This is a genomic window from Nocardia sp. NPDC051570 (genome assembly GCF_044454005.1).
Lineage (GTDB): Bacteria > Actinomycetota > Actinomycetes > Mycobacteriales > Mycobacteriaceae > Nocardia.
Genome location: NZ_JBITDI010000001.1, coordinates 711,176 through 724,539, shown reverse-complemented (window position 1 = coordinate 724,539; position 13,364 = coordinate 711,176). Strand labels below are relative to the sequence as shown.

The following is a 13,364-nucleotide window of genomic DNA, read 5'->3' as shown; positions in this document are numbered from 1 at the left end:
TCGGGTTGTCCCGTCGCGGTGATCGCTGGAACACTGGCCTTTCCGAGGGAATCGCACGGGAGGGGTCCACCATGTCTCGACCGATTCGGGTTCTGGTGTGCGGCGGCGGGATTGCCGGTAACGCGGTCGCGTTGCAGCTGCTGCGCGCGGGGATCGACACCACCGTCGTCGAACGCGCCACCGAGCCTCGGCCCGGCGGTCAGGCGGTCGATCTGCGCGGGCCCAGCCGCAAGGTGGCCGAGCGGATGGGCCTGATGCCGGGCATCCGGCGACGTCAACTCGATGAGCGCGGCATGGTGTTCATTGATGAGCGCGGCCGGCTGCGGGCTCGGATGCCCGCCGAGATGTTCGGCGGCGAGGGGTTCGTGGCCGATATCGAGATCACCCGCGGCGATCTCAACCAGGTGTTGCTCGACGAAATCGCGGCGCTCCCAGCGGATTCCGGCACGCTGGACTACCGCTACGGGGAATGGGTCGAGGAGCTGGATCAGGGTGCCGAGGCGGTGAAGGTGCGCTTCGCCTCCGGCGCCACGGCCGTCTTCGATCTGGTGATCGGCGCGGACGGCCTGAATTCGGCCCTGCGCGAGCGGGTTTTCGGCCCACGCGAGCGGTTCACCGAATACCTCGGCGCCTACATCACGTTCTTCACCATCCCGACCCCGCCGGGGACGACGCTGGAAACCGGTTGGGTCGGTGTGTATCCCGTGCCGGGCAGTGTGGTCGCGCTGCGCCCGGATATGGATCCGGCGACCTCGATGGCGATCATCTCCACCCGCATCCCGGTCGACGATCGACTGCGCGGGGATGTGGCGGCGCAGCAGCGGCTGATCCGCGATCGGCTGACCGGGCACGGCTGGGTGATTCCGGCGATTCTGGACGCCATGCCCGAGGCGCCCGACTTCTACTTCGACGAGGTGACCCGGGTCCGGATGCCGTCCTGGTCGCGGGGCCGGGTGGCGCTGCTCGGCGACGCCGCCTACTGCGGGTCGCCGATGACCGGGATGGGCACCGCGCTCGCACTTATCGGCGCCTACCTGCTCGCCGGTGAAATCGCCGCCGCACCAGCCGATTTCGCCCGCGCGTTCGGTCGCTACGAGGAACAGCTGCGGCCGCTGGTGACCGAGGTGCAGAAGGGCACCGAGGGCTCGGTGCGGATGCGTCATCCCGAAACCCGGCGCGGGGTCGCGTTCCTGCTGGCCGTGGTGGGGGTGTTCGTCTCGCGACCGCTGCATCCGGTGCGGGCCCTGCTCACCCGTCTGATCGGTAAGCGGGGCGAGTATCCGCTGCCGGACTATCCAGATGCCGCATAGGGTTTCGGCTATGACGAGCAATCCCTTCTTCGAGCCCAGCACGCTGCCCTATCAGCTGCCGCCGTTCGCCGAGATCGCCGAGGAGCATTATCTGCCCGCGTTCGAGCGTGGCATGGCCGAGCAGCTGTCGGAGATCGCCGCTATCACCGCTGGTGGCGATGCGGCCACCTTCGCCGATACGGTGGTGGCGCTGGAGCTTTCGGGTGCCCTGCTGACCCGGGTGTCGCGCGTGTTCTTCAATGCCACCGCCTCCGATGCGAGCGCCGGTACCGACGCGATCGAGGCGGAGATCTCCCCGCGGCTGGCCGCGCACTGGGACGCCGTCTACCTCGATCGCGATCTGTTCGCCCGGATCGAATCGCTGTATCGGCGTCGCGACGACCTGGGGTTGGACGCCGAGGAGCTGCGGCTGCTCGAGCAGTACCACATCCGGTTCGTGCGGTCCGGCGCCCGGCTGGACGACGCCGGACAGGGTCGGCTCCGCGAGCTGAACGCGGAATTGGCGACGGCGGCAACCGAATTCACGCACAACCTACTCGCCGACACCAACGCCGCGACGGTGATCGTGGACAAGGCGGAGCAATTGAGCGGACTCGCCCCGGCGGCGCTGGCCGCCGCGGCCGAGAATGCGCGGTCGCTGGGCCATCCGGGGTCATGGGCGCTGAGCCTGCAGAACGTCTCCAATCAACCGGTCCTCGCGGAACTGGCGGACCGGGATACGCGGCGGCGGGTGATGACGGCCTCGCTCGGGCGCGGGCTGGGGGAGAACAGTCGTGTCGCCGTGCGGATCGCCGCGCTGCGGGCCGAACGGGCGGCGCTGCTCGGATATCCGGACCATGCGGCGTATGCGGTGGAGGATCAGACCGCCAAGACCGTCGATGCGGTGGAACAGATGCTGGGTCGGCTGGTCGGGCCCGCGGTGGCCAATGCCGAGCGCGAGGCCGCCGAGCTGACGGCGGCGATGCGCGCGGACGCCTCCGATATCGACGAACTGCGTTCCTGGGATTGGCAGTTCTGGTCGGAAAGGGTTCGGGCCGAACGGTTCTCGGTGGACGCCGAGGCGCTGCGCCCCTACTTCGAACTCGAGCGCGTGCTGCACGACGGGGTGTTCTTCGCCGCCGAACAGGTCTACGGGATCACCGTTCGCGAGCGCGGTGATCTGATCGGATATCACCCGGAGGTGCGGATCTTCGAGGTATTCGACGCGAACGGCGAGGAGCTGGGCCTGTTCCTCGGCGATTTCTTCGCCCGGCCGTCGAAACGCGGCGGGGCCTGGATGGACGAATTGGTCAGCCAGTCCCGGCTGCGCGGGACACTCCCGGTCGTGGTCAACAACCTCAATATCGTGAAGCCGCCCACCGGCGAACCGGCCCTGCTCACCTGGGACAACGTCCGCACGCTGTTCCACGAGTTCGGACATGCGCTGCACGGGTTGTTCTCGGATGTGCGGTTCCCGATCTTCGCGGGGACCGAGGTGCCGCGGGACTTCGTGGAATTCCCGTCGCAGGTGAACGAGATGTGGATGATCCACCCGCGGGTATTGCCCAACTACGCCAGGCATATCGAGACCGGTGCGCCGATGTCCGCCGAGCTGGTCGAGCGGATGACCGCGGCCACCCGTTTCGGTGAGGGCTTCCGGACCGTCGAGGCTCTCGCCGCGGCGCTGCTGGATTGGGCCTGGCATCGCGTGCCCGATGCGCGGACCCTGAGCGGGGTGGACGCCGAGGCCTTCGAGGAGCAGGCGTTGCGCACGGCGGGTCTGGCGATGGCGGCCATTCCGCCGCGCTACCGGACGGGCTACTTCCAGCACATCATCTCCGGCGGTTATGCGGCGGGCTACTACTCCTATATCTGGAGTGAGGTGCTGGACGCGGATACGGTCGACTGGTTCGACGACGGGACCGCGACGATCCGTGAGAAGGGCGAGACCTTCCGTCGCGAACTGCTGTCGCGGGGCGGCGCGGTGGATCCTCTCGCGGCCTTCGAAGCCTTCCGTGGCCGGGCGCCGCGGATCGAGCCGCTACTGGCCCGCCGCGGACTGGCCGACTGACGCCTCGAGCGCGGCGGCCACCGCGTGCAGGGCCAGGCCCTGGCCCCACGGCTGCAGGCGATCATCGCGAATGACGCTGTAGCCGAACGGAACCAGCTGCAGGACGGTGCCGGCGCTGACCCTGGTCAGCGTCCCCGCGGGATCGACATAGCCGAGCGCTCCCGCCACCGCCCGCAGGCCCGCGGTCATGAAATCCGTTCGGCGGCCGGGGATTACCGCCGCGGCCCGCAGCAGGGCCGCGCCGATCCCCGCCGCCGCGGAGGTCTCCAGGATTCCCGCGTTCTCGGGCTGCTCGTCGACGAGCACACTCCAGACACCGTGTGCGGGCTGCAGTGCGATCAGGGCGGACAGCTGCCGGGTCAATGATTCACTGATTCGGCGCACTTGGCTCGGATCCGTATCGACGGTTGCGCGCGCGGCCAGTTCGAGATACTCGACCGCGCTCAGCGCGCACCAGGCATTGGCTCGACCCCAGTAGTTCCAGATCGTCTCGCCGCGATGTGAGCCGTGCGCGAACAGGCCGGTGCCGGGATCCTGCAGCGTCTCGGCATGGGCCAGTAGCTGTTCGCCGAACAGCGCGACCAGATTCCGATCGCGCCGATACTCACCGAGATGTCCGAGGAAGACCCCGGCCATGAATGTGGTGTCCGCCCACACGCTTCCGGGCCAATGCTCCAGCGCGCCGTTGGAAGACCGTGTGGCCGAGGCTGATTCGTGCAACCACCGGCCGAGTTCGGTGGCCGGGGCCGCCAATTCCGGATACTCGGCGGCCGCGAGCAGCGCCACGATGCCCGGCGCCAGGTTGTTGACATGCGTGACGCTGATCCCGGCCGCGTACCGCCGCCGCAGCCACGTCACGATCCGGTCGGGGCACGGCGCGCGGCGGGCCCGCGCGAATCGCAGCATGCCCAGCAGGCATACGCCCTCGCCCCAGAACCAGGACGGCAGGCCCGCCGCCCAGGCTCGGGCACATAACCGTTCGCCGATCTCGATCAGGCGCGCCGCCGACAGATCGGCCAGCGGCGGCAGCGGGGCCCGCGCATACCGCGCGGAGGTGAGATCAGCGCCCGACATCGGGGCCGCCCGTGACCGCACTGGCTGGGTGGAGGCGGCGGCCGTGGGCGAGATCGAGCACCAACCGGTGCCCGTGCCACTGCGCGTCGAGCCGCTCCGCGCCGAACGGCACCCGCATCGCCGGATTGTCCAGATGCGGTGGATCATTCCCGAGATCCGGTGCGGCCGAACCGTTTACGGTGAACGCGCCCGGCCAGGCCAGGGCGAGGTCGCGCCCGTCGCGGGTCCGCCACGAGACCGAGCCCGGCGCGAACATCGGCTCGGACAGGGCGGTGACGAAGTCCTCGAACGAGCCGTCGGCCGCCGCGCGCCCGACCGTGGCGACATAGGCCTGTCCGTCGCCGAGGGGCAGCCAGGTCTGTCGCGCCTCATCGCCGGTCGTCAGCATCCGGAATCCGCCCGCGGCCGCGACCGCGACGAATCCGTCGCCCACCCGCCCGGCCAGCCACGACCCCCGGGTCACCCATTCGGCCATCCGGGGAGTCGGGAACCATAGATGTGTTCCGCCGAACCAGTCGGATTCGGGGATGCGGTGCAGGGCCAGCACGGTGTCCCGATGCTGATGGACGCGCGGCAGGACCCGGTGTCCCGCCCAGGCATTGGGCCGCGCCGCCGAGGAGGTGCTGTCGGCGGCGGGATGGGTCGCGAACACCTGCACCTCGGGCGCCAGCGTCGCGCCCCACACATGCTCCTGCAGTCCGGGCAGGCCCGACCGGTAATCCTGCACGCTGGACAGCATGGCGTCGGGGGTGCGCCACACCCGCAGATCGGAGCCGTAGGGCCGGTCCAGCAGATCGTGATGCGGGCGATAGCCGCCGCGATACACCTGCCGTCCCTCCCAGTGCTCGGGCAGTTCGGTGGCGACGGCGCGGATCAGTGCGGGCATGCGGTAGTGCCGGGCGGTGGCCAGCGCGGTCGCGGGCAGCACGGCCGCGTTCAAAGCCCCCGCACCCCAGAGCATCCACATCAGGGGTGCGGTCTCCTCGAAGCGGGAGGAGCGCAGTGTGGGCACATAGGAGCGGCCGTGCGCGGCGCCGTGCACGCCGTGCCAGGAGTTGCAGGCCAGGGTCAGTAATGCCTTGTCCAGCAGGGCTTCGGCCAGCTCCCGGGATCGATCGTCGGATCCGAATTCGAGCCAGGAGATCAGGGCGAGCGCATCGATGGCGAGGTAGGCGTTGGAGTCGAATTCGCTGAATCCGCCGGATAGCTTGCGCCCCATCCATTCCCGGGCCAGGCCCACACCGTGCTCGGCGTGTTCGCGTCCGGTCCACCCGGTATTGGTGAACGCATCATCCGCGAACAGCTCGCCGACCAGTGTTTCGGCTGTGTGCCAGACGAATTGGTGGTTCTCGGTGAAGTAGCACATGGCGTCGAGGCCGGGCTGATCGATCCAGTACTTGAACCCGAGCAGCGCCCGGCGGGCCCGGTCTCGCTGGTCCGGGGACCAGACCCGGTCGTCGAGCCGCCGCCACAGGTGAACCAGCCCGACGGCCTCGAAATCCGCGCAGTCCGACCGCGATTCGATCATGCGCAGGGCTGGTGTGAGGTCGTGGTCGGCGAGTTTCGTCGCCGGATTCAGGGCGTGGCGGGCGAGGGCGCGGGCGATGCCGGGAACTCCGGCGGCCGCATGGCGCAGCAGTTCGGTCCGCCAGGTCGCGGCGTCGGAGCCGTCGGGTCCGGCTCGGTGCACCGCGGGGATGCGCGCCGCGCGCAGCTGCCGCAGCACCGGGGCGGCGGGATCGTCCACGCGTATCGTCAGCACGGTTTCCCCGGTCGAGAGCATCGAGGCGGCCCCGGCGGCGCCGGGCGCGCCGGGCAGCGTGATCCGGGCCGTGCCGTCGGTCAGGACCACCGGTCGATCCGGATGGCCCTCGGCGCCGAGGAGATATCTCGCGCCGACGGGTCCGGTCACGGTGACCGTCCCGTCGCCCGCCCACGGTGTGAGGCCCACCGAGTCCAGCAGGTATTCCGCTGCCGCCGAACGGTATTCGTCCGCGCCGGGGGAGGGGATCACCACCCGCACCGGCAGTCCGCCGACGCGCAGGCGGGCGACGTGGCGGCATTCGCGGAAGGCGACCTGCCAGGTGATCAGGTGCACCACGGTCGACCCGGAACGCAACCGCACCCGCAGCGGCCGGTCATCCGGTTCCATGTAGGTGAAATCCTCAGCCAGGAAGGCCAATTCGCCGTCGATGAACACCGCGATCGGTCCGGTGCAGCCGATCTCCAGGGTCCGATATTCGGCTTGATCGGTCTCCAGCACGGTGGCGGCGACGGCGTGGCGATACTCCGGCGTGAAGCAGAATTCGCTCCAATCCAGCAGTCCATCGGTTCCGGTGTGCCTGCGCTGCCAGACCCCCTCGCGCGGATCGTCGCGCGCATCGAGTCGCCAGGCGAACGCCGCACCCTCCAGCACCGGCGGCAACTCCTGGTCGAGCAGGAGTGGATGATGGTGATACAGGCGGCTTTTCAGCGGCGCGACATCGGGACCATTGGTCAGCATCCAGCGCCCCCGAGGGCCCCACGGGCTGCCGGTCGCCTCGAGAATCCGATCCAGATCCGTACACGGGGTCGACCACGCCGGTGCGGTGAGCCAATCGCGGACGTAGCCGCGCCGGTCGAGGGTATGTACGGTGCGCTCGCCGAGGGGGAAGGGGTCGTTCACCTGATGGCTCCTCTCACGAGGCCGGAGATGATCTGCCGCTGCAGGATCAGGAAGATCACGATGACGGGCGCGATGGACACCACCGATACCGCGAGGATCTGATCGAACGGAATGGCCTGCTGTCCGGAGAAGCGCGCGATCGCCACGGGCAGCGTCTGTTTCGACTCGTCCTGGGCCACGATCAACGGCCACAGGAAGTCGTTCCAGCGCCAGATGACCGAGAAGATGGCCAGCACCGCCAGCGCCGGACGGCACAGCGGCAGTACGATCCGCCAGAAGATGGTGAACTCCCCGGCGCCGTCGATCCGCGCGGCCTCGATCGTCTCGTCGGGCAGCGTCAACATGTACTGCCGCAACAGGAATACCCCCGTCGGGGTGGCCGCGGGCGGAATGATCAGGCCGAGTAGCGAATTGGTCATCCCCAGCGAGGACACCACCTGATACACCGGCAGCAGGATCACCTGCAGCGGAATCATGATGGTGGACAACGTGATCAGGAACAGCAGATCCCGGCCCCGGAAGTTGTACTTCGCGAGGGCATAGGCGGCCATCGAATTCACCAGCAGCGTCAGTGCGGTCGCCGCGGCCGTGACGATCACGCTGTTGGCCAGATAGCGCGGGAAGTCGAACGCCGCCAGCCCGGTGGTGTAGTTGTCGAACGTGGGATGGCGCGGAAACAGCGTCGGCGGCTGCGCGGCCAGCTCCGCCGGTGTCTTGAACGACGACAGCGCCGCCCAGATCAGCGGCGCGACAACGACGATCGCACCGAATACCAGCACGCCGGTCCGGACCACCGAGCCCACCGCGGGCGTCCGCCCGGTGATCGAGGTCCAGGCGGCGGTCATATCGACTCCCGGCGGCGGCCGGCGACGTAGTTGAGGAAGGTGACCGCGAAGACCACCAGGAACAGGATCACCGCCGACGCGCTGGCCACGCCGTAGCTGATGGGTGAGCTGAAGCCGTTCTGGTAGATGTACTGCACGATCAGGGTCGAGGCTCCGGCCGGTCCGCCGCCGGTCAGCGTGTAGATGAAATCGAAGGCCTGGAATCCGGCGATGGTGGCCAGCGTGACGACCGCGAATGTGGTGGGGCGCAACAGCGGTAGCGTCATATGCCGGATCCTCTGCCAGGTTCCGGCGCCGTCGATGGCGGCCGCCTCGTACATCGACCCGTCGATGGCCTGCAGGCCCGCGAGCATGATCATGGTGTAGAACCCGAGATGAATCCACACCCCGACTCCGATCACCGATACCAGCGCCAGATCCGGATCGGCCAGCCACCCCGGATGTCCGAGGCCGATCGCGCCTGCCACCGAATTCACCAGGCCCGTCTGCCGATTCAGCGCGGCATTCCAGATCAGGCCGACCACCACCGGTGACACCACGACCGGCAGGAAGTAGGCCGCGCTCAAAGCCCCACGGCCCCACCGCTGTTTATCGAGCAGCAGGGCCAGCGCGATCGCGAGTACGGTACTCACGACGACGAATCCGAGGACGAATACCAGTGTTTGGCGCGCGATGGTCCAGAACTCCGCGCTGGTCAGGATCCGCTCGTAGTTACCCGTGCCGACCGCGTGGAAGACCAGGCCGTTATTGCTGTCGTAGAAGCTCAGATCGAAGCCGTTGATCGCGGGCCAGAGGGTGAACAGCCCGAACAGCACCATATTGGGCAGCAGGAACAGATAGGGAGCCCACGTGCGCCGGCGTCTCATTTCGTGGCCTTGATGATCCCGTCGATCTGCGCGCGCAGCGTGCGGACGCAGTCGGCGACGCTCTCCTGTCCGGCAACGACCTTGGCGAACTCCTTGATCAGCGCGTTCGCGGCGCCGGTGTAGGCGGGGCTGGCCTCATCGGTGAAATCGGCCGGTGGGGTGAGCCCGATCTGCGAGATGAACAGATTCATATCCGACGCGTGCGCCGGATACCGAATTCCAGAGGCCACCAGATCCTTTCGGGTCGGCAGCCAGGAGGACCTCAGATCGATCTCGCGCTGATTCTCGGTGCGATTCATCCACTGCGTGAATGCCGCGCCCAGGGTCGGCTCCTTGCTGTGGGAGAAGGCCACCATCGCCTTGCCGCCCGGGAAACCGCCACACCGCGCCGCGCACGGATTCGGCACGGCCGCCCAGCGGAACGGCGCGGATTTCGCGAACGCCCCCACCTGCCAGGGCCCGGACAGATACACCGGCGCCTGCCCGGCGAGGAACGGATCATTGCCGCCGCGGTAGTTGGTGCCCGCGCCGAGCCAGAAATCCTTGTCCACCTTTCCCGATTGCAGCAGCCCGTCGAACATGCCCAGCGCCTGCTCGCCCTTGGCCTGATCCAATCCGGTGGTGCCGTCGGGCCCGATGAGGTTGGTGCCGTACTGGCTCAGGATGGTGCTCAGCCGATTACCCGAGACGTCGATGGTCAGCGCCGATCTCATCGCATTGGCCCGCGCCACCGTGGTCGCGGTATCGATGAACTGCTGCCAGGTCCACGTCGTGGTCGAATCCGGCACCGGCACACCGGCCTTGGCGAAGGCGTCGACATTCACGAACGGGCCGTTGATGGTCTGATCGCTCGGCACGCCGTACATATGCCCGTCCTTATCCCGCACCGTCGCCTGCACGCCGTCGGTGAATTCGTCGAGATAGGACTTGCCGAAGTAGTTCGTGAAATCCAATAACTCACCGGCGTAGAGATGCCAGTCCTGTACGCGCGCCACCTCGGGGGCGGTGCCCGAGGCGATCCGGGCCTGCAGCGCGGTATTCAGCTGTGCGTAAGGCACCACCTGCAGGTCGACCGAGGCCCCGGTGGCCTGTTCGAACGTGGCGATGGCCGTCTTGGTGGCATCCAGATCCGGACCGTCGGTGAAGTACAGGTAGGTCATATGTCTGCCCCGGAAGGCATTGAAGTCCACGGTGACCGGGCCGGACGGGCTGCTGCCCGATTGCTGGACCCCCGGGGCGCATGCGGTCAGCGCCATGATCGCCGCGACGACGCATCCGATTGTTCGTGCCTTGATCCGCATGCGAACCACTCCTGCATTGTGCGGCGGGTCACGCCCTTGCCGCTGATGTGCTTGGTTCGGCATACTCCTCCCACGTCCTACGTGAGGGAAAGGGTTTCCCGCCTGACGGGAACGAGAGAAGATGTCTATGACCGACATTCGCTACGCCACCAGTCCCACCGAGATGGCGACGCTGTCGCCGGAGGAGCTGCGGGCGCGGTTCCTGATCACCGATCTGTTTGCCGCGGGCGCGGTGCGCTTCACGCTCTCGCATCACGACCGGCTGCTCGTGGGCGGCGCGATGCCAGCGGGCGGCATCCTCTCACTCGCCGCGCCCCGCGAGCTCAGCGCCGAGAACCTCTGCGACCGGCGCGAACTCGGCATCGTCTGCCTCGAGGGCATCGGTTCGGTGATCGCGGACGGCACTGCCCATCCGGTCGAGGCCGAGAGCATCGTGTACGTGGGTCAGGGCACGAAATCCGTTGCCGTACAGGGTGAGGCGACCTTCTACATCGTGTCCGCCCCCGCCCACGCGCCGCTGCCCACCACACTGGTCACCCGCGCCGACGCCGAGACCCTGACCATCGGCGACCCGGACAAGGCCAGCCTGCGCACCCTGCGGAAGTATGTGCACGACAAGGGTGTTCGCTCCTGTGAGCTGGCGCTCGGCATCACCACCCTGGCACCGGGCAGCGTCTGGAACACCATGCCGTGCCACACCCACGACCGCCGCACCGAGATCTACCTGTACTTCGGCCTCGACCAGGCGGAGCGGGTGGTGCATCTGTGTGGGCAACCGGCCCGGACCCGCAGCATCATCGTCGCCGACCGGCAGGCCGTGATCAGCCCGCCGTGGTCGGTGCACACCGGCGCGGGCACCGCTCCGTATCGCTTCGTCTGGTCCACGGCCGGTGAGAATCTCGCCTACAACGATATGGATCCCGTGTCGACGGAATCACTGTCGTGACCGCCGATCCGTTCCGGCTGGACGGGCAGCGCGCCCTGGTCACCGGCGCCCGCACGGGTATCGGCCGTGCGGCGGCGCTCGCGCTGGCCGCCGCGGGCGCGGATCTGGTGTTGTGGGGCCGCGATATCGAGGGACTGGAACCCGTGGCCGAGCAGATTCGCGCACTGGGCCGCGAATGCGGCACGGTGGCAGGCGATCTCACCGATCCCGACGAGGTCGAGGTCACGGCCACCGCGCTGGCCGCCGAACAGCGGATCGATCTGCTGGTCAACAACGCCGGCATCATCAGCCGTGGTGCGGCCGTGGGCATTTCGCTATCGGACTGGCGTCGGGTGCTGCGGGTCGATCTGGATTCGGCCTTCGTCCTGGCGCGCTGTTTCGGCGCACGGATGCTGGAGCGCCGCGCTGGCAGGATCGTGAACATCGCCTCGCTGCTGTCGTTCCAGGGCGGTGTCAACGTCGCCTCCTATACCGCGAGCAAACATGCCCTCGCCGGACTCACCAAATCCCTTGCCACGGAATGGGCGTCGGCCGGTGTCGGCGTGAACGCGATCGCGCCCGGATACATCGTCACCGACAACACCGCGGCGCTGCGGGCCGATCCCGCACGCGATCGCGCCATCACCGAACGCATTCCGGCGGGCCGCTGGGGCTCACCCGCCGATATCGCCGGTGCGGTGGTCTTCCTGTGCTCGCCCGCGGCGGCCTATCTGCACGGACATGTGCTGGTGGTGGATGGGGGATGGCTGGCTCGGTGAGTGGACCCGCGCGTCCGCGGCCCGGCGCCGTGGCCAAGGTGATGCTGGTGCTCGAGGCGCTGCCGAGCTGCCGCGGCGTCAGCGAGATCGGCCGCAGCACCGGGCTGTCGACCTCGACCGTGCACCGGATCCTGCGGGAGCTGGCCGAATTGGGTTGGGTCCGCGTCGATTCCGAACATCGATATCTGCCGGGTGTGCGGCTGCTGTCGCTGGCCGGGCAGTCGGCGGCCATCACCCAGATCGTGCGTCCGCTGCTGCATCGGCTCTGTTCGGAGACCGGCCACACCGTGCACTTCGCGCTGCGATCGGGCGATGAGGCGGTGTACGTCGACAAGCTCGAGGGTGACCGCGTCTACGCCATGCGGTCGCGGGTGGGGCTGTCGATTCCGTTGCACTGCACCGCGATCGGCAAGGTGATCCTGGCCCGGCTGCCGCGCTCGGAGGTGCGCGAGATCTTATCGCGCAAACCTCCGATCGCCATGACGGCCAGGACCATCACCGATCCGGATCTGCTGATCGCCCATCTCGCCGAGGTGGCCGAGCGTGGCTATGCCGTCGACGACGCGGAGAACGAGGAGCACACCCGCTGCCTCGGGGCGCCGGTGCTCGACCATCACGGCGTCCCGATCGGCGGCATCAGTGTCTCCGCGCTGACCTTCGATCTGGATCGCGCCAAGGTCCGTGCGACCGTGCCGCCGCTCATGGCCGCCGCCCGCGAGGCCTCCCACGCGCTCGGGCTGCCGCGGCCGCTCAGCCGAGACTGAACGGCTTGCCCCAGAGGGTCTGCGATACGTCCATCACGTTGTCCTGCACCAGAACCGTGGTGTACGAGCGGGCCTCGGCATCCCCGGCGCATCCGTCGATCGTCAGGGTGTGGTTCACGTACTGTGTCACCCCGGACGTGCCGGTGAACGGGTAGGTCTGGATCGCCTTGGTGGCCACCTTGCCCGGCTTCAGCGTCAACGACATGTTGGGATCGGAGTACGGCGTGACGCCCGAGGGCGCGATACCCACGCCGAGGTCGCCGGTGCCGACGCTGAGCCCGTTGCCGCCGCCCCCACCGCCGGTGGAGTTGCCGCCCGCAGCCCCGCCACCGCCCCCACCTCCGCTGTTACCGGCGGCGGCTCCGGGGGCCGGGGTCTGGTCGCCGCTGGGCGCGGCGGCGCCGGGAGTATTCGTCTGATCCGCCGCGTCGCCGCTGCCCTCGACGGTCACCTTGCTGCCGAGATCGACCTGGCAGCCCACCAGATAGCCGGTCTCGATGCGGCCGCCGGTGACCGTAATGCCTTGCGGCGTCGTGATATTCACCGAGGTGACGCCGGATACCATGGCATTGCGCGACAGCGGACTGGCCGCCATCGAACCCGAGATCGTGGCCTGCTCCCCGGTGCGAGCCACGTGGACGAGGACGCCGTCGGGCGCGGTGAACTGCCCCTCGCCGCCCGGCAGCGGCACCTGTGTATCGGCGCTCGCCGCAGCGCCGCCGGTCAGGATCGCGGGCAGGCAGCCGAGCATCGCGACGGCGAGGACTATCGAATTGCGCATCATA

11 protein-coding genes are annotated in these 13,364 nt (G+C 68.5%); 5 read left to right on the top strand and 6 right to left on the bottom strand.

The features are described from left to right. Window positions 1-71: 71 nt before the first annotated feature. Together ACIA76_RS03280 and ACIA76_RS03275 are read left to right on the top strand one after the other, a co-directional pair. On the top strand, window positions 72-1,310 hold the full coding sequence (locus ACIA76_RS03280) for an FAD-dependent monooxygenase (RefSeq protein ID WP_397147825.1): 1,239 nt from the start codon (window positions 72-74) through the stop codon (window positions 1,308-1,310). 10 nt (window positions 1,311-1,320) lie between these two features. Then, window positions 1,321-3,360 carry a M3 family metallopeptidase gene (locus ACIA76_RS03275; protein ID WP_397147823.1) on the top strand — a complete coding sequence of 680 codons (2,040 nt, stop codon included), beginning with the start codon at window positions 1,321-1,323 and terminating at the stop codon, window positions 3,358-3,360. Here ACIA76_RS03275 and ACIA76_RS03270 read toward each other — a convergent pair. Genes ACIA76_RS03270 through ACIA76_RS03250 form a run of 5 tightly spaced genes read right to left on the bottom strand, consistent with a single transcriptional unit; the run spans window position 3,331 to window position 10,111 of the window. After that, window positions 3,331-4,434 (bottom strand): glycoside hydrolase family 88 protein, encoded by a 1,104-nt coding sequence (locus tag ACIA76_RS03270; protein ID WP_397147821.1) that lies wholly within the window; start codon window positions 4,432-4,434, stop codon window positions 3,331-3,333. The genes ACIA76_RS03275 and ACIA76_RS03270 overlap by 30 nt on opposite strands. Next, window positions 4,421-7,099: a hypothetical protein gene (locus tag ACIA76_RS03265; RefSeq protein WP_397147819.1), complete on the bottom strand. Its 2,679-nt coding sequence runs from the start codon at window positions 7,097-7,099 to the stop codon at window positions 4,421-4,423. The genes ACIA76_RS03270 and ACIA76_RS03265 overlap by 14 nt, the downstream gene beginning before the upstream one ends. Next, window positions 7,096-7,944: a carbohydrate ABC transporter permease gene (locus ACIA76_RS03260; protein WP_397147817.1), complete on the bottom strand. Its 849-nt coding sequence runs from the start codon at window positions 7,942-7,944 to the stop codon at window positions 7,096-7,098. Before ACIA76_RS03260 ends, ACIA76_RS03265 begins: the two co-directional genes overlap by 4 nt. After that, window positions 7,941-8,810 carry a carbohydrate ABC transporter permease gene (locus ACIA76_RS03255; protein WP_397147815.1) on the bottom strand — a complete coding sequence of 290 codons (870 nt, stop codon included), beginning with the start codon at window positions 8,808-8,810 and terminating at the stop codon, window positions 7,941-7,943. The genes ACIA76_RS03260 and ACIA76_RS03255 overlap by 4 nt, the downstream gene beginning before the upstream one ends. Continuing rightward, complete coding sequence (locus ACIA76_RS03250; protein WP_397147813.1) at window positions 8,807-10,111, bottom strand: ABC transporter substrate-binding protein; 1,305 nt, start codon at window positions 10,109-10,111, stop codon at window positions 8,807-8,809. Before ACIA76_RS03250 ends, ACIA76_RS03255 begins: the two co-directional genes overlap by 4 nt. A gap of 127 nt (window positions 10,112-10,238) precedes the next feature. Between ACIA76_RS03250 and kduI the strand changes: the two genes are divergently transcribed. From kduI to ACIA76_RS03235, 3 genes are read left to right on the top strand one after another with little or no spacing between them, the layout of a single operon-like run. Then, window positions 10,239-11,057 (top strand): 5-dehydro-4-deoxy-D-glucuronate isomerase, encoded by an 819-nt coding sequence (gene kduI, locus ACIA76_RS03245; protein ID WP_397147810.1) that lies wholly within the window; start codon window positions 10,239-10,241, stop codon window positions 11,055-11,057. Then, window positions 11,054-11,815, top strand: coding sequence for an SDR family oxidoreductase (locus ACIA76_RS03240; RefSeq protein ID WP_397147808.1), 762 nt, complete (start codon window positions 11,054-11,056; stop codon window positions 11,813-11,815). The genes kduI and ACIA76_RS03240 overlap by 4 nt, the downstream gene beginning before the upstream one ends. Continuing rightward, window positions 11,812-12,579 carry an IclR family transcriptional regulator gene (locus ACIA76_RS03235; RefSeq protein WP_397147806.1) on the top strand — a complete coding sequence of 256 codons (768 nt, stop codon included), beginning with the start codon at window positions 11,812-11,814 and terminating at the stop codon, window positions 12,577-12,579. Before ACIA76_RS03240 ends, ACIA76_RS03235 begins: the two co-directional genes overlap by 4 nt. Here ACIA76_RS03235 and ACIA76_RS03230 read toward each other — a convergent pair. Beyond that, window positions 12,566-13,360 carry an MspA family porin gene (locus ACIA76_RS03230; RefSeq protein WP_397147804.1) on the bottom strand — a complete coding sequence of 265 codons (795 nt, stop codon included), beginning with the start codon at window positions 13,358-13,360 and terminating at the stop codon, window positions 12,566-12,568. The two genes, ACIA76_RS03235 and ACIA76_RS03230, sit on opposite strands and share 14 nt — an antisense overlap. Window positions 13,361-13,364 lie beyond the last annotated feature (4 nt).